The sequence below is a fragment of the Klebsiella sp. GW_Kp182 genome, from assembly GCF_040062275.1.
Taxonomy (GTDB): domain Bacteria; phylum Pseudomonadota; class Gammaproteobacteria; order Enterobacterales; family Enterobacteriaceae; genus Klebsiella; species Klebsiella michiganensis.
In genome coordinates this window covers 18,642-40,213 of record NZ_JBEAFQ010000075.1, presented here as the reverse complement: position 1 = coordinate 40,213, position 21,572 = coordinate 18,642, and the positions used below count along the sequence as shown (strand labels likewise).

General features: G+C 56.4%; 18 protein-coding genes. 9 read left to right on the top strand and 9 right to left on the bottom strand.

What is annotated here, in order from left to right:
* Nucleotides 1-9 precede the first annotated feature (9 nt).
* Together ABLU88_RS27600 and ABLU88_RS27595 are read right to left on the bottom strand one after the other, a co-directional pair.
* A complete protein-coding gene (locus ABLU88_RS27600) occupies nucleotides 10-1,437 on the bottom strand; it encodes a glycoside hydrolase family 1 protein (protein WP_348838736.1) in 1,428 nt (475 codons plus the stop codon).
* Nucleotides 1,438-1,444: 7 nt separating this feature from the next.
* A complete protein-coding gene (locus ABLU88_RS27595) occupies nucleotides 1,445-2,782 on the bottom strand; it encodes a PTS transporter subunit EIIC (protein ID WP_348838734.1) in 1,338 nt (445 codons plus the stop codon).
* 303 nt (nucleotides 2,783-3,085) lie between these two features.
* On the opposite strand from ABLU88_RS27595, the gene ABLU88_RS27590 reads away from it, so the two are divergent.
* Nucleotides 3,086-4,087, top strand: a complete 1,002-nt coding sequence (locus ABLU88_RS27590) for a LacI family DNA-binding transcriptional regulator (RefSeq protein WP_162097180.1) — start codon at nucleotides 3,086-3,088, stop codon at nucleotides 4,085-4,087.
* Between the two features lie 39 nt (nucleotides 4,088-4,126).
* Here ABLU88_RS27590 and lysA read toward each other — a convergent pair whose 3' ends face one another.
* A complete protein-coding gene (lysA, locus tag ABLU88_RS27585; protein WP_348838732.1) occupies nucleotides 4,127-5,389 on the bottom strand; it encodes a diaminopimelate decarboxylase in 1,263 nt (420 codons plus the stop codon).
* A gap of 133 nt (nucleotides 5,390-5,522) precedes the next feature.
* On the opposite strand from lysA, the gene ABLU88_RS27580 reads away from it, so the two are divergent.
* Nucleotides 5,523-6,449 (top strand): LysR family transcriptional regulator, encoded by a 927-nt coding sequence (locus ABLU88_RS27580; RefSeq protein WP_201208762.1) that lies wholly within the window; start codon nucleotides 5,523-5,525, stop codon nucleotides 6,447-6,449.
* On the opposite strand, the gene ABLU88_RS27575 is transcribed toward ABLU88_RS27580, so the two are convergent.
* Nucleotides 6,436-7,128, bottom strand: coding sequence for an aspartate/glutamate racemase (locus ABLU88_RS27575; protein WP_025107407.1), 693 nt, complete (start codon nucleotides 7,126-7,128; stop codon nucleotides 6,436-6,438). The two genes, ABLU88_RS27580 and ABLU88_RS27575, sit on opposite strands and share 14 nt — an antisense overlap.
* Nucleotides 7,129-7,264: 136 nt before the next feature.
* On the opposite strand from ABLU88_RS27575, the gene ABLU88_RS27570 reads away from it, so the two are divergent.
* The 6 genes from ABLU88_RS27570 (at nucleotide 7,265) to ABLU88_RS27545 (ending at nucleotide 13,513) form a co-directional block, all read left to right on the top strand.
* Nucleotides 7,265-7,591, top strand: coding sequence for a cupin domain-containing protein (locus tag ABLU88_RS27570; RefSeq protein ID WP_046876730.1), 327 nt, complete (start codon nucleotides 7,265-7,267; stop codon nucleotides 7,589-7,591).
* 495 nt (nucleotides 7,592-8,086) lie between these two features.
* Complete coding sequence (locus tag ABLU88_RS27565; protein WP_014226679.1) at nucleotides 8,087-8,977, top strand: sugar ABC transporter permease; 891 nt, start codon at nucleotides 8,087-8,089, stop codon at nucleotides 8,975-8,977.
* Nucleotides 8,970-9,872, top strand: coding sequence for a carbohydrate ABC transporter permease (locus ABLU88_RS27560; RefSeq protein WP_014226680.1), 903 nt, complete (start codon nucleotides 8,970-8,972; stop codon nucleotides 9,870-9,872). Before ABLU88_RS27565 ends, ABLU88_RS27560 begins: the two co-directional genes overlap by 8 nt.
* Nucleotides 9,873-9,884: 12 nt before the next feature.
* The gene (locus ABLU88_RS27555; protein WP_014226681.1) at nucleotides 9,885-11,012 is read left to right on the top strand and encodes an ABC transporter ATP-binding protein; all 1,128 of its coding nucleotides are present in this window, start codon (nucleotides 9,885-9,887) and stop codon (nucleotides 11,010-11,012) included.
* Between the two features lie 16 nt (nucleotides 11,013-11,028).
* Nucleotides 11,029-12,315 (top strand): ABC transporter substrate-binding protein, encoded by a 1,287-nt coding sequence (locus ABLU88_RS27550; RefSeq protein ID WP_348838727.1) that lies wholly within the window; start codon nucleotides 11,029-11,031, stop codon nucleotides 12,313-12,315.
* 70 nt (nucleotides 12,316-12,385) lie between these two features.
* The gene (locus tag ABLU88_RS27545) at nucleotides 12,386-13,513 is read left to right on the top strand and encodes an oligogalacturonate lyase family protein (protein WP_004853899.1); all 1,128 of its coding nucleotides are present in this window, start codon (nucleotides 12,386-12,388) and stop codon (nucleotides 13,511-13,513) included.
* Nucleotides 13,514-13,623: 110 nt separating this feature from the next.
* Here the strand turns inward: ABLU88_RS27545 and ABLU88_RS27540 are convergent, their stop codons facing one another.
* From ABLU88_RS27540 to ABLU88_RS27530, 3 genes are all read right to left on the bottom strand, one after another.
* Nucleotides 13,624-14,970, bottom strand: coding sequence for a carbohydrate porin (locus ABLU88_RS27540; RefSeq protein WP_348838724.1), 1,347 nt, complete (start codon nucleotides 14,968-14,970; stop codon nucleotides 13,624-13,626).
* Nucleotides 14,971-15,083: 113 nt separating this feature from the next.
* Nucleotides 15,084-16,517, bottom strand: a complete 1,434-nt coding sequence (locus tag ABLU88_RS27535; RefSeq protein ID WP_348838722.1) for a glycoside hydrolase family 32 protein — start codon at nucleotides 16,515-16,517, stop codon at nucleotides 15,084-15,086.
* 18 nt (nucleotides 16,518-16,535) lie between these two features.
* Nucleotides 16,536-17,777, bottom strand: coding sequence for an MFS transporter (locus ABLU88_RS27530; protein WP_064358516.1), 1,242 nt, complete (start codon nucleotides 17,775-17,777; stop codon nucleotides 16,536-16,538).
* 240 nt (nucleotides 17,778-18,017) lie between these two features.
* On the opposite strand from ABLU88_RS27530, the gene ABLU88_RS27525 reads away from it, so the two are divergent.
* Nucleotides 18,018-19,013: a LacI family DNA-binding transcriptional regulator gene (locus ABLU88_RS27525; protein WP_025107403.1), complete on the top strand. Its 996-nt coding sequence runs from the start codon at nucleotides 18,018-18,020 to the stop codon at nucleotides 19,011-19,013.
* Here the strand turns inward: ABLU88_RS27525 and ABLU88_RS27520 are convergent, their stop codons facing one another.
* Both ABLU88_RS27520 and kduD read right to left on the bottom strand, forming a co-directional pair.
* Nucleotides 19,014-20,432: a sugar porter family MFS transporter gene (locus tag ABLU88_RS27520; protein WP_014226687.1), complete on the bottom strand. Its 1,419-nt coding sequence runs from the start codon at nucleotides 20,430-20,432 to the stop codon at nucleotides 19,014-19,016.
* Between the two features lie 311 nt (nucleotides 20,433-20,743).
* Nucleotides 20,744-21,505 carry a 2-dehydro-3-deoxy-D-gluconate 5-dehydrogenase KduD gene (kduD, locus tag ABLU88_RS27515; RefSeq protein WP_004124661.1) on the bottom strand — a complete coding sequence of 254 codons (762 nt, stop codon included), beginning with the start codon at nucleotides 21,503-21,505 and terminating at the stop codon, nucleotides 20,744-20,746.
* Between the last annotated feature and the right edge of the window lie 67 nt (nucleotides 21,506-21,572).

Here is a 21,572-nt window from a genome sequence, read left to right as displayed (position 1 = left end):
TCAGCCCGGCTAGCGCCACTCATCGTCAATATCCAGCGTCAATTCCCGGCTCTCGCCTAGCTTACGGAACCAGCTGGCGGACGCCTTGGGCCGCCGCGCACGATTATTTTGCAGATCGATTTCAATCAGCCCGTAGCGATTTTTAAACGCGTTCATCGGCGAAACGTTGTCGGTAAACGCCCACAGCATGTAGCCGTGGCAGTTGGCCCCCGCTTCCCGCGCGCGCAGCGTTTGCCACAGATGCTCGCTGATAAAACGGATCCGGTAGTCGTCGGCAATGGTTCCTTCACCATTGCGAAACTGCCCTTCGTTTTCCACGCCCATACCGCTTTCCGCCACGAACCACGGAATATTGCGGTAGTCCTGCTTGATCCGCATCGCCATATCAAAAACGATTTGCGGATAAATCTCCCAGCCGCGGGAGTGGTTCATCCGCCGCCCCGGTAGCTCAAAGGGCTCATAGTAGTAAGCCGGATGGAACGGCGTCTGCGGATGCCAGGCGCGCGATGGAGCCTTAACCCGATGCGGGTAGTAGAGGTTAATCCCCAGCTCATCAACGGTGTTGTCGCGGATTATCGCCAGCTCCTCCGCGTTGTAATCCCAGGAGACCCCGTGCTGTTCGAGCAGAGCCAATAGCTCAGGCGGGTAGAGGCCGTGGACCAGCGGATCGAGGAAAACCCGGTTATAAAACAGATCGTAGCGTTCGGCGGCGCGTACATCGTGCGGCGCTTTTGAGCGCGGATAGGTGACCTCCGGGTTAAGAATGCAGCCTACCGTGCCGCAATAGCCTTTCTCGCGAAACAGCCGGACCACTTTTGCCGTCGCCAGCACCTTGTGGTGATTCCACTGCATCCAGGTGCCGGTGTTCTGTTCGTAAGGCCAGCGCAGCGCATCCAGATAAACGCGGGTCTGCACCACGATCGGTTCATTGAAGGTAAACCAGCGCGTGACTTTGTGGTGATAGCGGGCGAACACTTTCTCCGCGTACTGCACAAACAGCTCAACCACCTTTTTCGACGCCCAGCCGCCGTACTGCTCCAGCAGATAGCCGGGCAGTTCATAGTGCTCAAGACAGATCATCGGCTCGATGCCGTTGGCCAGCAGTTCATCGAAGAGCTGGTCGTAGTACGCCGCATAGTCTTCATCGACCGTGACGTTTTCATAATCGGTGAGAAAGCGCGACCAGTTAATCGACGTGCGGTAGTGGGTCAGCCCCGCCAGCTTCATCAACTGCACGTCTTCGCGAAAGCGGTTGATAAAATCGGTCGCCACCGCCGGGCCGTAGCCGTTATGCCAGACGCGGCGGTCGTTCTTGTACCAGAGATCCGGCCAGGAATCCTGGCCCGCTTTCTTACCGCTCCAGCCCTCGGTTTGCCACGCGGAAGCGGCGGCGCCGAGGATAAAGTCGTGGGGGATCGCCATCTTTACTGTCGTCATTGTGTCCTCATATCTGTTGGCTGGCCTGCTCGTTCTCCGCCTGGCGCTGAGCGTTTTCCGCGCGGCGGGAGGCTATTTTGACGAACGGCAGATAGATCAGTACCGCGGTCAGGATGCAGATAAGCTGCGTCACCACCGCCCCCATCGAACCTGCCGTAGAGAGCCAGGCGTTGATCAGCGGCGGGGTGGTCCACGGCACCATCACCACCGCTTTACCGGCAAAGCCGGCGGCGGTCGCGAAGTAGCCGATGCTGCCGGTCACCAGCGGCGTGATGATAAAAGGGATCGCGAGGATCGGATTGAGCATGATCGGCATGCCGAAAATCACCGGTTCGTTAATATTGAACAGACCCGGCCCAATCGACAGCTTGGCGATCTCTTTCATCTCTTTGCGTTTGGTGGCGATCATGACCGCGATCAGCAGGCCAATCGTCAGCCCCGATCCGCCGATGCTCATATAAACGTCCCAGAACGGCATAGTGATGATATTAGGCACCTCTTTGCCCTGCTCAAAGGCGCTCATATTGACGGTGATGGCTCCCAGCAGCAGCGGTTCGCGGATCGGTTTGATCATCTGGTTGCCGTGGATGCCGATAACCCAGAACAGCTGCGCGACAAACATCAGCAGCAGGATCCCCGGCAGGCTTTGCACCACCCGCTCCAGCGGCTGCTGCACCACCTGATAGACCGCGTCATACAGGTACATGCCGGTGGCCCGATGGAAAATAAAGCCAAAGGTGGCAATCACCGTGGTGGTGATAATGGCCGGGATCAGGGCGGAGAACGACGCCGATACGTTGGGCGGCACGGTATCCGGCATCTTGATCTTCAGCCCCTTGCGGCCCTCCAGCCAGCAGTAGATCTCCACCGACAGAATGGCGATAAACATACCGAGGAACAGGCTACGGGTATCGGAAAACTGGCGCAGCAGCACATCTTTCACTTCATGCATTTGCCCGTCGACCATCATTTCGACGGTGGTCGGCGTCACGCAGATAAAGCAGATCACCGCCAGCAGACCGGGGAACAGGCTCTTGATGCCGTTAATCCGCCCCAGCTCAATGCCGATAAGAAAGACCGCGCCAATATTAAGAAAGTTAAGGGTGGCGTAGTTGATCGCGCTGGTAATGGGTTTCAGCGCCGCCAGAAAAGAGAGCGCCTGAAAGCTGGCGAGTCCGTTTTTCGGATCCAGCACCATATTGGAGATCAGCACCGAAAAGGCGCCGACGATGATCACCGGCATCAGGGTAATAAAAGCGGATTTTATCGCCATGATGTAGCGGTAGCTGTTGAATTTCGTGGCGAAACTCCCCAGTGAGTCGATCAGTTTGTCCTGCAATGCCATAGAGGATACCTCAGGTTTAAGGGCTTTTAGCGCACCAGGTGTACAGCCAAACACCTATTGGCATACCAAAAAATAGCCACTGAGGAGAATAAGTTCTGTGATTAAGCTCCCAACCCGTTCATTGGTATTCCAGAAAGGCGATAATTGGCATACCGCATTTGCGGTTTTCTTTTCCCTGCGATCAATTCCTGTAAAAGCGTGATCGCGATGGTTTTTTACCGCGCCATGAAGCCATATCCCCCTGAATGTCTGTGATAAACTGCGGTTCACCACGTGATATCAGGAATCGGATGAATGGCTACAATGCTGGATGTCTCAATTCGCGCAGGCGTCTCTAAAGCGACGGTTTCCCGCGTGTTGAACGGCACAGGTCAGGTGAAAGAGAGCACCCGCCAACAGGTTTTTAAGGCGATGGAAGAACTGGGCTATCGGCCAAACTTTCTCGCCCGCTCGCTGGCAAACCGCACGAGCAACAGCATCGGTCTGGTGGTTTCCACCTTTGACGGCTTCTATTTTGGCCGCCTGCTGCAGCAGGCTTCTCGCCAGACGGAAGCCTGGGGCAAACAGCTGATCGTCACCGACGGCCACGATGCGCCGGAGCGTGAAGAAGAGGCGGTGCAGATGCTGGCCGATCGCCAGTGCGATGCCATCGTGCTCTACACGCGCCATATGAGCGAAAAGAAGATTATGTCGCTGATTGAGTCTATCGCCATGCCGCTGGTGGTGATCAACCGCGACGTTAGCCAGGCCCGGGAGCGCTGCGTGTTCTTCGAACAGCAGGACGCGGCGTTTCAGGCGGTTGAGTACCTCATTACCCAGGGCCATCGCGATATTGCCTGTTTGACCGTGCCGATGCACACGCCGACGGGTAAAGCTCGCCTGGAAGGCTATCGCAACGCGCTGAAGAAGCACGGCATCAAGTGGGATCCGGCGAAGGTGAAATACGGCGACTCCACCATGAGCCGCGGCTATGAACTCTGCTGCGAGCTGCTGGAAGAGAAAACGCCGTTTAGCGCGCTGTTTTCCTGTAACGATGATATGGCGCTGGGCGCGTCGAAAGCGCTGCATCAGGCAGGGCTGCGGATCCCGCAGGATATTTCGCTGTTTGGTTTTGATGACGCGCCGAGCGCGAAATGGCTGGAGCCGGGGCTGTCGACGGTCTATCTGCCGATCGATAACATGATCACCACCGCTATCGATCAGGCCATCAAGCTGGCCAACGGCCAGCCGATCGAGACCATACCGCCGTTTACCGGCAAGCTGGTGCTGCGCGAGTCGGTCACCACCGGGCCGTATTACGCATAATTAGCGGGCCCGATAAGCGAAGCGCCATCGGGCACCACCTTACAGCTGCTCGAGCGACAACAGCTCTTCAATGGTCTGGCGACGACGGATCAGCCGTGCTTTGCCGTTGTCGAACAGCACTTCCGGCAGCAGCGGACGGCTGTTGTAGTTAGAAGACATCGACGCGCCGTAAGCGCCGGTATCGTGCAGCACCAGATAATCCCCCGGCATCACCGCGGGCAGCAGGCGGGTTTCCACTTTCCCCCCCTCCTGCTGGGTAAAGACATCGCCCGATTCGCACAGCGGCCCGGCCACCACGGTTTCAACCTCCGCCGCGGCGCGCAGATCGCGGCCGTCCGCGGCGAGAGCGGTAATATGGTGATAGCTGCCGTACATCGCCGGGCGCATCAAATCATTAAAACCGGCGTCAATCAGCACGAAGTGGCGGCTGCCCATCTCCTTCACGCTGCGAACCTGAGAAACCAGCACGCCGGACTCCGCCACCAGGAAGCGACCCGGTTCGATCTCAAGCGCGACCGGATGGCCCAGATGTTTAGCGATCTGCTCGCGCGCCGCGTTCCACAGGCCGAAGTAGTGATCGGTATCGATCGCCTCTTCGTCGTCGTGATACGGGATCGACAGTCCGCCGCCGGCGGAGATCGCCTGCAGATCCTGCCCGAACTCAACAACCTGACGCACCATCGCGCCGCAGACCTGTTCCAGGTGACCATAGTCGACCCCAGAACCGATATGCATGTGAATCCCCACCAGCTGGAGCTGATAGCGACGCATCACTTCCAGCGCCGCCGTTAAATGGCTGTGCCAGATCCCGTGCTTGCTGTTCTCGCCGCCGGTATTGGTTTTTTGGCTGTGGCCGTGGCCGAAGCCCGGGTTAACGCGCAGCCAGACGCGGTGGCCCGGAGAGACTTCGCCCAGCTGGCTCAGCATATCAATTGAGCCGGCGTTGACCGGGATCTGCAGCTCTTTAACCCGCGCCAGGGTTGCATCGTCGATCAGATCGGCGGTAAAGACGATATCGTCCGGATGCTGATGCGGATCGTACCCGGCCGCCAGCGCGCGCTCGATCTCGCCCAGCGACACCGAATCCACCTTCACGCCCTGCTCGCGCATCAGGCGCAGAATGTGGATATTGGAGCAGGCCTTCTGCGCAAAACGCACCACGTCGAACTGGCTCAATTGGGCAATCTGGCGGCGGATAATCTGCGCGTCGTAAACCCAAACCGGGCAGCCGAATTCGGCGGGCAGACGCAGCAGGTTTTCTGCGCTCAGGTCGGTATCGGTAGCGTAAAGCGAGTGTGGCATAAGGAACTCCGGTGCTGTGTGTGCGTTATTTCTGTTTTTTACGATTACGCCACAGCGCGTACGCAATAAAAAATATCGTTTTATTGCCACTCTATGCAAAAATGATATGGCTCGCGCCACTTAAGGAACCCCTATGCCCGCCGTCAACCTGCGTCATATTGAAATCTTTCATGCGGTGATGACCACCGGCAATCTGACCGAGGCCGCACGCATGCTGCATACCTCGCAGCCCACCGTCAGCCGCGAGCTGGCGCGTTTTGAAAAGGTGCTGGGGTTGACGCTATTCTCCCGCACGCGCGGGCGCCTGCAGCCTACGGTTCAGGGATTACGTCTGTTTGAAGAGGTGCAGCGCTCCTGGTACGGTCTGGACAGAATCGTCAGCGCCGCAGAAAGCCTGCGCGAGTTCCGCCAGGGCGAGCTGTCGATAGCCTGTCTGCCGGTCTTCTCCCAATCGCTATTGCCGCTGCTGCTGGCGCCGTTTTTAGCGCGCTACCCGGACGTCAGCCTGCAAATTGTCCCCCAGGAATCACCGCTGCTGGAGGAGTGGTTGTCGGCCCAGCGCCACGATCTGGGATTGACGGAAACCCTGCATACCCCCGCCGGAACCGAGCGTACGCCGCTGCTGACCCTGAATGAAGTGTGCGTACTGCCGCAGGGCCATCCATTAGCGGCTAAGCCGATGCTGATGCCTGCGGATTTTCACGGCGAAAACTACATTAGCCTGTCGCGCACCGATAGCTATCGCCAGCTGCTCGATGCCCTGTTTGTCGAACATCAGGTCAAACGGCGGATGGTGGTGGAGACGCACAGCGCCGCCTCCATCTGCGCGATGGTAAGAGCCGGGGTCGGCATTTCGGTGGTTAACCCGCTCACCGCCCTCGATTATGCCGGGAACGGCGTGGTGGTACGCCGCTTTAGCGTTGAAGTGCCTTTTACCGTTAGCCTGGTGCGCCCGCTGCACCGCCCCGGCTCCGCGCTGGTCGATGCCTTCGCCCTGCATTTGCAAAACAGCATGTCGCGTATCCTGACGCCGCTCGAAGCGGTACTCACGACAGCATAAACTCCACCGCGTCCGCCGCGTGGATCGCGGCCGTATCAAACACCGGCAGCGGGCTGCTCTCTTCCGGCACCAGCAGGCCGATTTCGGTACAGCCGAAAATCACCCCTTCCGCCCCCTGCTCCGCCAGGAGCTCGATGACCTGAAGATAATAGTCGCGTGAATGCTCGCTAAAGACGCCGAGGCACAGTTCATCAAAAATGATCTGGTTAATCCGCTCACGATCTTCAGCCTCCGGGATCAGCGTGTCGATAGCGAACTGCTGCTGCAGGCGCCCGCGATAAAAATCCTGCTCCATGGTATAGCGGGTCCCTAATAGCGCAACGCGGTTCTGCCCTTTCGCGGTAATCGCCCGTCCGGTCGCATCGGCAATATGCAAAAACGGCACGTCGCAGCGCGTTTCAATCGCCTGCGCGACTTTATGCATGGTGTTGGTACACAGGACAATCCCCTCGGCGCCCGCCTGCTGCAGGCCGGCCGCCGCCTGGGCGAGGATCTCGCCCGCGCGCTGCCAGTCGCCGCTTGACTGGCAGGCTTCAATTTCGTGGAAATCCACGCTGTGCAGCAGCAGGCTGGCGGAGTGCAGGCCGCCGAGGCGCGCTTTAATACCTTCGTTAATCAGCCGGTAGTAAGGAATCGTCGATTCCCAGCTCATGCCGCCTAACAGACCAATTGTTTTCATCATCCCTCCTTGTGTGAGGTTTTCAGTAAAACAAAGTTGTGATCGACTTTCCACTTCTCCCGACGATCGTTTCCTTTTAGAAGATTATGCGATAGATTAAATGAAACATTGTTTCATTTAATTACAGGACCAGCGGATGTTTATTTTTCATAAAGAGACCACCCTTGAAGATCTGGGCAATGGCGTTACCCGCCGCATCCTTGCGCACGATGGCAAGATGATGGCGGTTGAAGTGAACTTCGAAGCGGGCGCTGTCGGGCCGATGCATAATCACCCGCACGAGCAGCTCACCTACGTGCTCTCCGGCGAGTTTGAGTTCACCATCGGTGATGAAAAGCACGTGGTCAGCGCCGGCGATACGCTCTATAAGAAGCCGGAAATTATGCACGGCTGCGTCTGCCTGAAGCCGGGCACGCTTCTTGATACCTTTACTCCCGTTCGTCAGGATTTTCTGCAAAAGTAATTTCTCCTGCCCCAGGGCATGCCAGGCGTGCCCACCATTTTCTGAACTTTTCCGCTAATAATAATTGTCATAAAGTATGTCGTAGCATAATGATTAGCAGAGCAATTAATCCCGCCTGAATAGCCTCACTGCGCCTGCCGCTCATCCTTTTCTATGACCTGGTTTCCTGCAAAATGCGCGCGCCAGCACCTTTTTGAAACATCGTTTCGACTTTGATCACATTTCCGCGATCAACCGAATGACTCCGTAATAAATAGCAATAAAATAAAATTAAAACGGCGTTTTACAAAATCAGGACGCCGGGTAAGACAAAATCAAAAAACAGATGTTCTCCAGGGACGACAAGCGCGCAAAAGCGCTCAACACACGCACCGTTAACAAGGAATGATTTACCGCTGACATACCAGGAACGCATTAACTTTCCGGCGGCACGGGCCGCGGGAAAGGCAGTAACCCCGAATCCGTATTACAAACTCGTAAGCCAGGTAGGTATGTATGAATGAAAACAGAATGCTGGGATTGGCATGGATATCCCCCTATATCATAGGGTTGATAGTCTTTACCGCCTTTCCCTTTGTTTCATCTTTCTTCCTCAGTTTCACTGAGTACGATTTGATGAGTCCACCGGTGTTTAACGGCATCGAAAACTATCGCTACATGCTGACCGAAGATGGCCTCTTCTGGAAATCAATGGGCGTGACGTTTGCGTATGTCTTTTTAACCATCCCGTTAAAGCTGGCTTTCGCGCTGGGGATCGCTTTTGTCCTCAACTTTAAGCTGCGCGGCATCGGTTTTTTCCGTACCGCCTACTATATCCCGTCCATTCTCGGTAGCTCGGTGGCGATCGCCGTTCTGTGGCGCGCGCTGTTTGCTATCGACGGCCTGCTGAACAGCTTTATCGGCGTACTTGGCTTCGACCCGGTCAACTGGCTCGGCGAGCCCTCGCTGGCCCTGATGTCCGTCACCCTGCTGCGCGTCTGGCAGTTCGGTTCGGCGATGGTCATCTTCCTTGCGGCGCTGCAGAACGTTCCGCAATCACAATATGAAGCGGCGATGATCGATGGCGCGTCAAAATGGCAGATGTTTATGAAGGTCACGGTGCCGCTGATCACGCCGGTGATTTTCTTCAACTTCATCATGCAGACCACTCAGGCGTTCCAGGAGTTTACCGGCCCGTACGTCATCACCGGCGGCGGCCCAACCTACTCCACCTATCTGTTCTCGCTCTATATCTACGACACCGCCTTTAAGTACTTCGATATGGGCTACGGCGCGGCGCTGGCGTGGGTACTGTTCCTGGTGGTCGCGGTCTTTGCCGCCATTGCGTTTAAGTCTTCAAAATATTGGGTGTTCTACTCCGCCGATAAGGGAGGCAAAAATGGCTGATATCCAACAAATCTCTGAAGCAAGGGACATCGCCGAACGTGAAGTCGCGCGGACGCTGCGTCGTGAAAAAGTCAGCCGCTCAATTCGCTACGTGATCCTGCTGTTCGTCGGCCTGCTGATGCTCTACCCGCTGGTATGGATGTTCTCGGCGTCGTTCAAACCGAACCACGAGATCTTCACCACCCTGAGCCTGTGGCCTGCCCACGCGACATGGGATGGCTTTATCAACGGCTGGAAAACCGGCACCGAGTACAACTTCGGTCACTACATGCTGAACACCTTCAAGTATGTGATCCCGAAAGTGCTGCTGACCATTATCTCCTCCACCATCGTGGCCTACGGCTTTGCCCGCTTCGAGATCCCGTGGAAGAAATTCTGGTTCGCCACGCTGATCACCACCATGCTCCTGCCGAGCACCGTACTGCTGATCCCGCAGTACCTGATGTTCCGTGAAATGGGCATGCTGAACAGCTATCTGCCGCTGTACCTGCCGCTGGCCTTCGCCACTCAGGGGTTCTTCGTCTTCATGCTGATTCAGTTCCTGCGCGGCGTTCCGCGCGACATGGAAGAAGCGGCGCAGATTGACGGCTGCAACTCTATTCAGGTGCTGTGGTACGTGGTGGTGCCGATTCTGAAACCGGCGATTATCTCGGTGGCGCTGTTCCAGTTCATGTGGTCCATGAACGACTTTATCGGTCCGCTGATTTACGTCTACAGCGTGGATAAATACCCCATCGCGCTGGCGCTGAAAATGTCCATCGACGTCACGGAAGGCGCTCCGTGGAACGAAATTCTGGCAATGGCGAGCATCTCCATTCTGCCGTCCATCATCGTGTTCTTCCTGGCACAACGCTACTTCGTACAGGGCGTTACCAGCAGCGGAATTAAAGGTTAAGAGGGAAATATCATGGCTGAAGTTATTTTCAACAAACTGGAAAAAGTCTACTCCAACGGCTTCAAGGCGGTACATGGTATCGATCTGAAAATCGCGGACGGCGAGTTTATGGTTATCGTTGGGCCGTCCGGCTGCGCCAAATCCACTACCCTGCGCATGCTGGCCGGTCTGGAAACCATCAGCGGCGGCGAAGTGCGGATTGGCGAGAAAATCGTGAATAACCTCGCGCCAAAAGCGCGCGGTATCGCAATGGTCTTCCAGAACTACGCGCTCTATCCGCATATGACGGTACGCGAAAACCTTGCCTTCGGCCTGAAGCTGAGCAAGCTGCCGAAAGATCAGATTGAGGCCCAGGTAAACGAAGCGGCGAAAATCCTTGAGCTGGAAGAGCTGCTGGACCGCCTGCCGCGTCAGCTCTCCGGCGGCCAGGCACAGCGCGTGGCGGTTGGCCGCGCGATTGTGAAGAAACCGGATGTATTCCTGTTCGATGAACCGCTCTCTAACCTTGACGCCAAGCTGCGCGCCTCGATGCGCATCCGTATTTCCGACCTGCATAAGCAGCTGAAGAAATCCGGTAAACCGGCGACCACCGTGTACGTTACCCACGATCAGACCGAGGCGATGACCATGGGCGACCGCATCTGCGTGATGAAGCTGGGCCATATCATGCAGGTGGATACCCCGGACAACCTCTATCACAAGCCGAAAAACATGTTTGTGGCCGGGTTTATCGGCGCGCCGGAGATGAATATTCGTCCCAGCAAGCTGGTTGAGCAAGCGGGTCGCCTGCATCTGACCGTTGGCGACGGGCTGCTGCCGCTAAACGACAGATTGCAGAGTAAGGTCGAGACCCATAAGAACCAGCAGGTGTTCTTTGGCGTCCGCCCGGAGTTCGTCTCCATCTCCGATGAACCGTTTGCTGAAGGCTCCTGCGCCGGTGAAATGGTGCGGGTGGAAAACATGGGCCATGAATTCTTCGTCTACCTGAAGGTTGCCGATTATGAACTGACCGCCCGCGTGCCTTCCGATGAAGCGAAGCCAATGATTGAGAAAGGGCTTCATCGCACGGTGCATTTCAAATTCGATCTCAACAAGTGTCATATCTTTGACGCCAAAACTGAACAGAACATCTCTCTGTGAACCCTGGAGTATTAAAATGAAAAAAGTGCTTTTAAGCGCCGCAATCTCCGCAACTTTGGGCCTTACCGCGTTACCTTCCATGGCGAAGGATGTCGACCTGCGTATGTCATGGTGGGGCGGCAACGGCCGCCACCAGGTAACCCTGAAGGCGCTGGAAGAGTTTCATAAACAAAACCCGGATATTAATGTTAAAGCGGAATATACCGGCTGGGATGGCCATCTTTCGCGCCTGACCACGCAAATCGCCGGCGGCACGGAGCCGGACGTGATGCAAACTAACTGGAACTGGCTGCCGATCTTCTCGAAAAACGGCGAAGGCTTCTACGATCTGAATAAGATGAAGGACGTAATCGACCTGAGCCAGTTTGATGCCAAAGAGCTGCAAACCACCACGGTGGACGGCAAGCTTAACGGTATCCCTATTTCCGTCACCGCGCGCGTGTTCTACTTCAACGACGAGACCTGGAAAAAAGCCGGCGTCGAGTACCCGAAAACCTGGGACGAGCTGATGGCGGCGGGTAAAACCTTTGAGAGCAAGCTGGGTAAACAGTATTACCCGGTGGTGCTGGAGCACCAGGACACCCTGGCGCTGCTCAATTCATATATGATTCAGAAGTACAACCAGCCGGCTATCGACGAAAAAACCAAGAAATTCTCCTACAGCAAAGAGCAGTGGGCCGAATTCTTCCAGATGTATAAAAAGCTTATCGACAGCCACGTCATGCCGGACACCAAGTACTATGCCTCGTTCGGTAAGAGCAATATGTATGAAATGAAGCCGTGGATTCAGGGCGAGTGGGCGGGGACCTATATGTGGAACTCCACCATTAACAAATACTCCGACAACCTGAAGCCGCCGGCGAAGCTGGAGCTGGGCAGCTATCCGATGCTGCCGGGCGCTACCGACGCGGGTCTGTTCTTTAAACCTGCGCAGATGCTCTCCATTGGTAAATCCACCAAAAATCCGGAAGCGGCGGCGAAGGTGATCAACTTCCTGCTGAACAGCAAAGAAGGCGTTGAGACGCTGGGACTTGAGCGCGGCGTGCCGCTGAGCAAAGTCGCGGTGCAATACCTGACCGAAAACGGCGCGATCAAAGAGGACGATCCGGCGGTATCAGGTCTGCGCCTGGCGCAGTCCCTACCGGCCAAACTCTCGGTGTCGCCATACTTTGATGACCCGCAGATCGTCGCCCAGTTTGGCACCTCTCTGCAGTACATCGACTACGGGCAGAAAACCGTAGAAGAGACGGCAATTGACTTCCAGCGTCAGTCTGACCGTATCCTGCGCCGCGCGATGCGCTAACAACCCGTTATCGGTCCCTACCCCGCAGCTCCGGCTGCGGGGTATTTTTTTAGCAAGGAGTGAATGAATCATGAAAGGCAAAATCATCCCGCTGAGCTTTCTGCATACGCAGGACAGCGAAACCGGTCACCAGGTGATCCGGATGACGCCACCGCATGTTATCTGCCACCGCAACTACTTCTATCAAAAATGCTTTACCCGGGACGGCAGCAAGCTGATTTTCGGCGGCGCGTTTGAAGGCCACTGGAACTACTATTTACTCGATATCGCCGGCCAGCAGGCCACCCAGCTCACCGACGGGCCGGGCGATAACACCTTTGGCGGTTTCCTTTCCGCCGACGACCGGTCGCTGTGGTACGTGAAAAACAACCAGCAGCTGCGCCGCGTGGATCTGGCCTCGCTGGAGGAGCAGGTGGTGTATCAAGTGGATGACCAATGGGTGGCCTACGGGACCTGGGTCGCCAATAGCGATTGCAGCCAGATGGTGGGTATCGAAATCAAAAAAAGCGACTGGCAGCCGCTGACCGACTGGGGCAAGTTCCGCGCATTCTACTTCACCGAGCCGGAGTGCCGGCTGATTAATATCGACCTGCGCAGCGGCGAGCAGCGCGTGGTATTGCAGGAAAAACGCTGGCTCGGCCACCCAATTTACCGCCCGTTTGATGACGGCACCATCGCCTTCTGCCACGAAGGCCCGCGCGATGCTATCGATGCCCGAATGTGGCTTATCAACGCTGACGGCAGCCATATGCGCAAGGTTCGCCAGCACCGGTCGGGAGAGAGCTTTACCCACGAATTCTGGGTGCCGGATGGTTCCGCGCTTTACTATGTCGCGCATCAGGAAAACGATCCGCATCGCTATCTGTATCGCGCCGACCCGGCAACGCTGGAAAATCGCCAGCTGATGGCCATTCCTCCCTGCTCACATCTGATGAGCAATCACGATGGCAGCCTGGTGGTCGGCGACGGCGCGCCGCACAGCACCGGCGATATACAGCTTAACGATCCGTTTATCTGGGTGTTTGATATTGCCGCCGATAAGCAGACTGCGGTGTGCCGCCACGACTCCACCTGGAAAGTGATTGAAGGCGAGCGCCAGGCGACGCATCCGCATCCGTCATTTTCACCGGATAACCGCTGGGTGCTGTTTACCTCCGATAAAGAGGGTATGCCGGCGCTGTATCTGGCGGAGGTGTAGTGATTCGGCAACGTCCCGGCTCGCGCGGTGCTTAGCCGGGCTACATGTTCACTGCCGTCTGAGTTCCGGTAGCCCGGGTAAGGCATTTACGCCGCGACCCGGGAAGACCGTCAGAAGAAATATTTAAACCGCACCCGCGCGCCGTAGCGTTCATCGGTATTGCCGCTTTTCGCTGCCGATGAATCGAGCCATGACGCATAGGCCCCGAGATAAATATTAAAGTTCGGCATATCCATAATATTCGGCAGATGCCATGAGGTATGAATGGTGTGAATGTCGTAGCGCCCCGGCGCCAGAATCGCGCAGTCGCTATCGCACTCCGCGTTGACGCCGGACATATTAAACTGGTCGATTTTGTTATGCGCATAGATATAGCCCAGCTCCACGCGATGCCATAACGCATTGATACCGGCGCTGAAATCCTTTTCATCCGCCGCGTCCAGATACGCGGTGCTTAAGTTCACCACCGCCCCGTCCTCGGCATCGGTTTTCAGCGTGTTCCAGCTCATCGTCATGCCGTAGCCGGTGCGGCTGGACTGATCGACCCAACGTCCATTCTGATTCTCATAACCGTAAGCATTATTAACGAGGTTACTCTCCATCGCTGCCGCCACCGACCAGGCGCCGGATTGCCAGGCCGCGACCGGACGCACGTAAACCACATTTTTACGGTTATCCAGCGCGTTGCCGTGATAATTCTGGTCCACGAACAGCGAGCTGCCGTCCTCCACCAGCGTATTCACCTCAAAATACCAGTTATCGAGATTTTTACTCAGCAGGAAGTTGCCGCCGCTGCTGCTGCGTCCGCGCCCCTCTTTCATCATATAAATATAGCCGTAGCCGTCGCTATACAGATCGTTCGCCGTGTTGCCGGAATATTCAACAAACGTATCCTGATTTAGCGGGAACATATCGTAGGCTTCGAAGCGACCGATTTTAATTTTCCAGTCATCCTGCTGACCAAAGAAAAAGGCCGCATCATCAAGATTCATTTTACCGTTCATATACGCCAGCGGCTGCACGCTGAATCCGGCATATTTACCGTTAGCCCCTTTGCGTAATCCATCAAAGCCCAGAAGAATACGGCCGTTAATATCCCAGCGCTCTTTATCTCCCGGCGCCCAGTTTTTATTGGCGCTGGTTTTCACCGACGTCAGGCTACCGGTGCGGCTGGCGCCGTCCATATTAAACTCAACGTCGCCATAGAATTTTAATTCACCATAATCATTAAGTTGTAAAGCGGGTTTAGCCGGTGCGGCGCTGGCCACCGTCGTCGCTTGTGCCTCCTGTTTTTTTAGCGCGCGGATTTCCGCCTCCGCGCTGGCCGCCCGCTGCTCTGTCGCCTTTAGCCGTTGTTCCATTTGCGCCAGCCGCTCCTCAAGGGATAGCGGCGCCTGTGCATTAGCCAGAGGGGTAAATAAAGACGTCAGAACACACCCGACCCAGATTTTATTCATCGGAATAACCCTTTATTATTTAGTTAAATAGTATTTTTTATTTATGGGTAAAGCTCGACAATAATAACCCGTCCACCGTCGAAGACGGGTTATTAACAACCATTCAGTAAAACTTATTCCAGCTGCCAGGCGCCGGCTTCGGTTAAATAAGCCGAACCGCTCCAGGCAAATAAAGCCAATTCGCGACGTTCGGCATCCGGATATATACGACTGCTAAGACAGGCCTCGCCATCATTAACAAACACTTCGACGGAAGAGCTATCGAAGAATATCCTTAGCTTCAGATCGGCGCCTTCATTCAACGGGACGCTGCGGGTGCCGCACAGGCCATGCTGCGGATAGTGCCGCTCGAGCACCAGGCGCTGCATCTGCGCATCCACGTAAACGCGCAAACCTTCGCCGAAGCTCAGGCCATACTGCTCGGCGCTGCTGTTCAGGCCATCCCAGTGCAGGATCACCTCCATCGCTTCGCAGTTCTCCACCATCGTGGTCTGCTGGTTTTTCAGGGTCGTCACCGGCCACGGGAAGCTGGCGCCGCGCATGCTCTCGACCTCTTTCGCCGGACGCATCTGCAGTCGATTATCCGCGCTCAGGCTCAGTTCACGCGGCAGCGACAGCATGCCTGCCCAGCCGTCCTGCTGCTCCGGCAGCGGCGACTCCCACATATCCAGCCAGCCGATGACAATGCGGCGGCCGTCGGGAGTGAGGAAGCTTTGCGGGGCATAAAAGTCGTGGCCGTGATCCATTTCCACAAACTCGCCCTCACGCACAAACGCCTGCCCCGGCCGCCATTCACCGAGCAGATAGCCGCTCTGGAACAGGTTGCGGTTTTGATAGCCTTTAGCCGCCAGCCCCTGCGGAGAGAACATCAGAATATGCTTGCCGTTGAGGGCGAAGAAGTCCGGGCATTCCCACATGTAGCCCATCTCTTTTTCCGCCTCATCGAGGACGCCAGCATCCTGCCACTGGCGCAGATCGGCTGAACGATACAGCCGCACCTGGCCGGTGTCGCCATCGCGAGCGCCAACGATCATGTACCAGCTGTCCCCTTCTCGCCACACTTTCGGGTCGCGGAAATGGTGCATGCCCGGCGGAGTGTCGACCACGATCCCCTGGCGCTCGAAGTGAATGCCGTCGCGGCTGGTAGCCAGACATTGCACCTGATAAAGGTTGGCTTCATCGCTGGGATCGCCATGAAATTTATGCCCGGTATAAATCAATGCCAGCGTATCGCCATCCACCACCGCGGAGCCGGAGAAGCAGCCGTCTTTATCCTCCGGGCCTTCCGGGGCCAGCGCCACCGGCAGATGCTCCCAGTGCACCAGATCTTTACTGCGCGCGTGGCCCCAGTGCATCGGCCCCCATTTGGTGGAGTACGGATGGTGCTGGTAAAACGCGTGGTACCAGCCGTCAAACCAGACCAGGCCATTGGGATCGTTGATCCAGCCCGCACGGGCGGCCAGGTGATAGCGCGGATACCAGCGCAGGTTCAGCTGTTCATGTTTAGCCTGCAGTTCTTGCTCAGCCCGGGAAATTGAATACGTCATATTCATTACTCTTTTGATTCAGATAGCGGAAGTTTGCGGCATTAGCGGGTCCGAAGAGGACTTACTGGAGCGCAACAAGAAGATGGAGATAAAGGTGGTGCAGAACACCAGCAGTCCCATAATCAGATAGGACTGGGCGAAGCCGTATTTCTCATAGCTATAGCCAGCGAGCGGCGACAGAACCGTCGCGATAACCGAGCTGGTGCAGGCAAAGCCGACCAGATACAGCGTGGATGAAAGACGCTTGTCGAAGTTTAAGCTGTTGTATTTAAAGATAGATACCAGCAGTATCGGCAGTTCGACGGCGTGGAGCAGCTTGGTGATGGAGATCAGCAGCGGCCCCTCCACCAGCCCGGAAGCCACCATACGCATGGCCATCACCATTCCGGCGAAGATCAGGCCGTTTTTCGCGCCGACGCGGTTAACCAGCCACGGTGCGCAGAACATACCGGCGGCTTCCAGGAACACCTGGAACGAGTTCAGGTAGCCGTACATCGCGTTGCCTTCCTGCAGGGTCGGGAACTGGGAAGAGAAGTAGACCGGGAACTGCTGGTCATAAACGCCGTAGATACAGGTGCCGATGACGAAGAAGACCAACGCCCAAAAGCGCGGCAGGGTCAGCAGACGCAGGGCGTCTTCCAGCGTGACTTTACCGCCGGATACCGCCTCCTGCATGGCATGCGGCGCGGAAGAGACCCGCAGTCGCGCCAGTAGGAAAAAAAAGACCAGTCCGGAGCAGCTGGCCACCGCGAAGTTTAAGTGCGGGTTAATGTTGAACAACAAACCGGCGAAGAAGGTCGCCACCGCCCAGCCCAGCGAGCCCCACATCCGCGCCTTGCCGAATTCAAACTGGCTCTGGCGCGCGACGCGCTCGGTGTAGGATTCCAGCACGCCGATACCGCCGTTAAAGGTCAGTCCGATATAAATCCCGCCGAAGATGCTGCCGAGTAAGACGTTAATTTTGAGGAGGTAGCCAAACGCCATATAGGCCGGGCCGGAGAGGATCAGCAGTACGGTGATGTACCAGAGCAAATTTTTACGCAGGCCGAGTTTGTCCTGAATAAAGCCGTAGCACACCTGGGCGAAAAGCGCGGAGACGGAAAGCACTGAGAAGATAATTCCCGTATCCCCCGGCTTAAGTCCCACTTCCTGATGTAGCCAGATAGAGAGCAGCGAACCTGAAGAGGACCAGGTCACGAAAAAGAAAAAGAGTAACGCACTGAGTAACGGATAGCTGTGAGAGTGATGCGCTTTCATCATGACATTCTCATGTTGGAGTAATGCTATTATGGTAACGTTAACAAAAAGCGAAACTCACTTCGTTTTGTTGCGATTCATGATGTTAATCACAAAAGTTAACGTTAACATAAAGGAGATGAGATCTCGATCAAATATTCATCTTCTTCGCTCGCGCTACGTGTACGATAGAATATTGTATGATCCTTTTACATCAGTAACTTAGTTGACCCCGCTGCTGGCGGCAAGGGTGGAGCACTTAATATGGCATCTCTGAAGGATGTAGCAAAGCTGGCGAATGTCTCGCTAATGACGGTCTCCCGGGCGCTTAATAGCCCGGAAAGGCTCAAGCCGGAGACCCTGGCTCGGGTCCAGGCGGCTATCGAAGAGACCAACTACGTCCCCGACCTGTCGGCGAAGAAAATCCGCGGCGCTCACGCGACGCCAAACACCATCGGTGTACTGGCGCTGGATACCGTCACCACGCCGTTTTCGGTGGAGATTACGCTCTCCATCGAAGAGACCGCGCGAGCGCACGGCTGGAACAGCTTCGTGGTCAACATGTTCTCTGACGATAGCCCGGACGCTATCGTCGACCTGCTGCTCTCCCATCGTCCGGACGGCATTATCTACACCACGATGGGTCTGCGTCAGGTACCGCTACCGGCCAAGCTGTTAACCCTCCCCTGCGTGCTGGCCAACTGCGAAAGCCTGCACGACCCGGTGGCCAGCTATATCCCGGACGACGAACAGGGTCAGTATACGGCGGTGCAGGCTCTACTGGCCGCGGGCTATCGCCGGCCGCTGTGCCTGCATCTGCCGGCGAATCATCTGGCGACCGTCCGCCGCCGTCAGGGGCTGGAACGCGCCTGCCGGGAAGCGGGTGTTGACCCGGATACGCTCGCTCACTGCTATATGGCCTACGGCGATGAGCACTATCGCGATATTCCCGCTGTCGTGCTGGCCCATATTCAACAGCGCAAGCCGCAGTTCGACTCGGTGATTTGCGGCAACGACCGCATCGCGTTTATGGTCTATCAGACGCTGCTGGCGCGCGGGCTGCGCATTCCGCAGGATGTGGCGGTGGTGGGTTATGACAATATGGTGGGGATTGGCGATCTGTTTTTCCCGTCGCTCTCAACGGTGCAGCTACCGCACTATGATATCGGGCGCCTGAGCGCCCAGCACATTATTAACGGCGACAGCCATCGGGAGACGGTGAAAGTAACCAGCCCGTGGCTGCCGCGCGAGTCGTTGTAATTAATTGCCGATATTGCGCAGCTTCTCGCCGGACATCAGCCTGCGTTCAATATGCTCCAGGGTGACGTTTTTGGTTTCCGGGATCAGCCAGAACGTCACGCCGATAAAGGCGACGTTCAGCGCGGTGTAAAGCCAGAAGGTTCCTGCCGCGCCGATCGCGTCCAGCAGCGTCAGGAAGGTCGCGCCGATAATCATGTTCGACACCCAGTTGGTGGTGGTTGAGCAGGTGATACCGAAATCGCGGCACTTCAGCGGCTGAATTTCCGAACACAGGATCCACACCACCGGCGCGGCGCTCATCGCATAGCCGGCAATACACATCATGGTCATCCCCACCGACAGCCAGGAGAGACCGCTGGAGGCGGTGCCGTTATCAAACTGCATCAGACAGTAGCCCAGCACCAGCGTGCCGATGGCCATCACGCTAAAACCGATTTTCAGCGCCGGCTTACGTCCGGCCTTATCGACGGTAAAGACGGCGATAAAGGTAGCGAACATAAAGGTCAGGCCAACCACCAGGGTCGCGACCATCTGCTGTTCGGTGGTGGTGAAGCCCGCCATTTTAAAGATGCGCGGCGCGTAGTACATGATGATATTCATACCGGTAAACTGCTGCATCGCCTGCAACAGCATGCCGAGGAATACCGCCCGCCGCACGTTGCGGTTGACCTTAAACAGCGCCCAGCCGCCCTGCTTCAGCTTCAGGCTTTCGCGGATCTCGTTGAGCTCGTCACGGGCTTTTTCTGACGTGTCGCGCAGCATCCGCAGCACCTCTTCCGCTTCCACGTGACGCCCTTTTTCCGCCAGCCAGCGCGGGCTGTTCGGCAGGAAGATCACCAGAATAATCAGCACCACCGCCGGCAGCGCCAGTACGCCAAGCATCGCCCGCCAGTTGCCGCTATAGCTGAACGCGGTGTCGGAGAGAAACGCCATCACGATACCCAGCGTCACCATCAGCTGATACATACTGATCATCTTGCCGCGCACGTTTTCGCTCGCCATTTCCGACAGGTACAGCGGCGCGGTATAAGAGGCGATCCCCACGGCGACCCCGAGAACGATCCTTGCCACCAGCAGCATTTCGACGCTGGTCGCAAACGCGGAGCCCACGGAGCCGGCAACGAACAGCACCGCCCCCACCATCAGGCTGTATTTGCGCCCGAGGCGGAAAGAGAGCCAGCCGTTAAATAACGCGCCGATGGCGGCTCCCAGCATCATGCTGCTCACCACCCACTCCTGCAGGCGGCTGGATAAAACAAAATGGTCGGTAATAAAGGGCAGCGCCCCGGCAATCACCCCGATATCGAGGCCAAACAGCAATCCTGCCACCGCGGCGGCAATGGAGACAAACTGATTCATGCGCCGGGTATCGCGCTGCGTACGCGGCATGGTTGTAGAGTCGTGACTGAGAGTGGTCATTTTTTTCCTGCCAGACGAAGTAAGACATACGATGAAACTACGGGATCGGCGGCGTAAGGTGTCAGGCAGGACACGCCAAAGATATGGATTAAGTTGCTACAGGCAATGGTTTTGTGATGGACATTCAACTTTCATAAGAGCAGAAAATAAGCATTTCATCTTCAACAACCCCTGTTACATATAGATACTTACCTCAAAAACAAATAAACCATATGGACTATTTCAGTTTCATCATATGGACAATTGTTATTCAGACATAAAAAAACCCTGCCGAAGCAGGGTTCTATTTTGCGCTGATAACGCGGCAAATATTAGCGCGCTAGCCAGCCGCCATCCACCGCGACGGTGTAGCCATTGATGTAGTCAGAAGCGCTGGAGGCCAGGAAGACCACCGGCCCCATCAGGTCGCTCGGCAGACCCCAGCGTCCCGCCGGGATACGGTCGAGGATCTCGCTGCTGCGCTGTTCGTCGGCGCGCAGCTGCTGGGTATTGTTGGTCGCCATATAGCCCGGCGCCAGCGCGTTGACGTTGATGCCGTGCTTCGCCCACTCGTTCGCCAGCAGACGAGTCACGCCCATCACCGCGCTTTTTGACGCCGTGTAGGAAGGTACGCGGATCCCGCCCTGGAAAGAGAGCATCGAGGCAATATTGATAATCTTGCCGCCGGTACCCTGGGCAATAAAGTGCTTCGCCGCCGCCTGAGACATAAAGAACACGCTCTTAATGTTCAGGTTCATCACGTCGTCCCAGTTTTTCTCGCTGAATTCGATCGCGTCTTCGCGACGAATCAGGCCGGCGTTGTTAACCAGGATGTCGATATGGCCGAACTCCGCCACCGCGCGCTCCAGCAGCTGCGGGATACCGTCAATCTGGCGCAGATCGGCGGTCAGGCTGAGAAAACGACGGCCCAGCGCCGTGACGCGCTCAATAGTTTCCGTCGGTTCAACAATATTGATACCCACGATATCGCAACCGGCTTCCGCCAGGCCCACCGCCATGCCCTGGCCCAGACCCGTATCACAACCGCTCACCACGGCTACTTTGCCCTGCAGGGAGAATGCGTCGAGAATCATACTTGGTTCCTTAATCTTTCAGAGCCTGTGTAGGTACAGGCAAGGTTCTGATAGTCCAGCCTGCGGC

Coding starts and splice junctions, on each gene's coding strand:
- ABLU88_RS27545 (WP_004853899.1), top strand. CDS start 12,386: ATGAAAGGCAAAATCATCCCGCTGAGCTTTCTGCATACGCAGGACAGC.
- ABLU88_RS27570 (WP_046876730.1), top strand. CDS start 7,265: ATGTTTATTTTTCATAAAGAGACCACCCTTGAAGATCTGGGCAATGGC.
- ABLU88_RS27565 (WP_014226679.1), top strand. CDS start 8,087: ATGAATGAAAACAGAATGCTGGGATTGGCATGGATATCCCCCTATATC.
- ABLU88_RS27580 (WP_201208762.1), top strand. CDS start 5,523: ATGCCCGCCGTCAACCTGCGTCATATTGAAATCTTTCATGCGGTGATG.
- ABLU88_RS27525 (WP_025107403.1), top strand. CDS start 18,018: ATGGCATCTCTGAAGGATGTAGCAAAGCTGGCGAATGTCTCGCTAATG.
- ABLU88_RS27560 (WP_014226680.1), top strand. CDS start 8,970: ATGGCTGATATCCAACAAATCTCTGAAGCAAGGGACATCGCCGAACGT.
- ABLU88_RS27550 (WP_348838727.1), top strand. CDS start 11,029: ATGAAAAAAGTGCTTTTAAGCGCCGCAATCTCCGCAACTTTGGGCCTT.
- kduD (WP_004124661.1), bottom strand. CDS start 21,505: ATGATTCTCGACGCATTCTCCCTGCAGGGCAAAGTAGCCGTGGTGAGC.
- ABLU88_RS27600 (WP_348838736.1), bottom strand. CDS start 1,437: ATGACGACAGTAAAGATGGCGATCCCCCACGACTTTATCCTCGGCGCC.
- ABLU88_RS27535 (WP_348838722.1), bottom strand. CDS start 16,517: ATGACGTATTCAATTTCCCGGGCTGAGCAAGAACTGCAGGCTAAACAT.
- ABLU88_RS27520 (WP_014226687.1), bottom strand. CDS start 20,432: ATGACCACTCTCAGTCACGACTCTACAACCATGCCGCGTACGCAGCGC.
- ABLU88_RS27530 (WP_064358516.1), bottom strand. CDS start 17,777: ATGATGAAAGCGCATCACTCTCACAGCTATCCGTTACTCAGTGCGTTA.
- ABLU88_RS27555 (WP_014226681.1), top strand. CDS start 9,885: ATGGCTGAAGTTATTTTCAACAAACTGGAAAAAGTCTACTCCAACGGC.
- ABLU88_RS27540 (WP_348838724.1), bottom strand. CDS start 14,970: ATGAATAAAATCTGGGTCGGGTGTGTTCTGACGTCTTTATTTACCCCT.
- ABLU88_RS27575 (WP_025107407.1), bottom strand. CDS start 7,128: ATGAAAACAATTGGTCTGTTAGGCGGCATGAGCTGGGAATCGACGATT.
- ABLU88_RS27590 (WP_162097180.1), top strand. CDS start 3,086: ATGCTGGATGTCTCAATTCGCGCAGGCGTCTCTAAAGCGACGGTTTCC.
- lysA (WP_348838732.1), bottom strand. CDS start 5,389: ATGCCACACTCGCTTTACGCTACCGATACCGACCTGAGCGCAGAAAAC.
- ABLU88_RS27595 (WP_348838734.1), bottom strand. CDS start 2,782: ATGGCATTGCAGGACAAACTGATCGACTCACTGGGGAGTTTCGCCACG.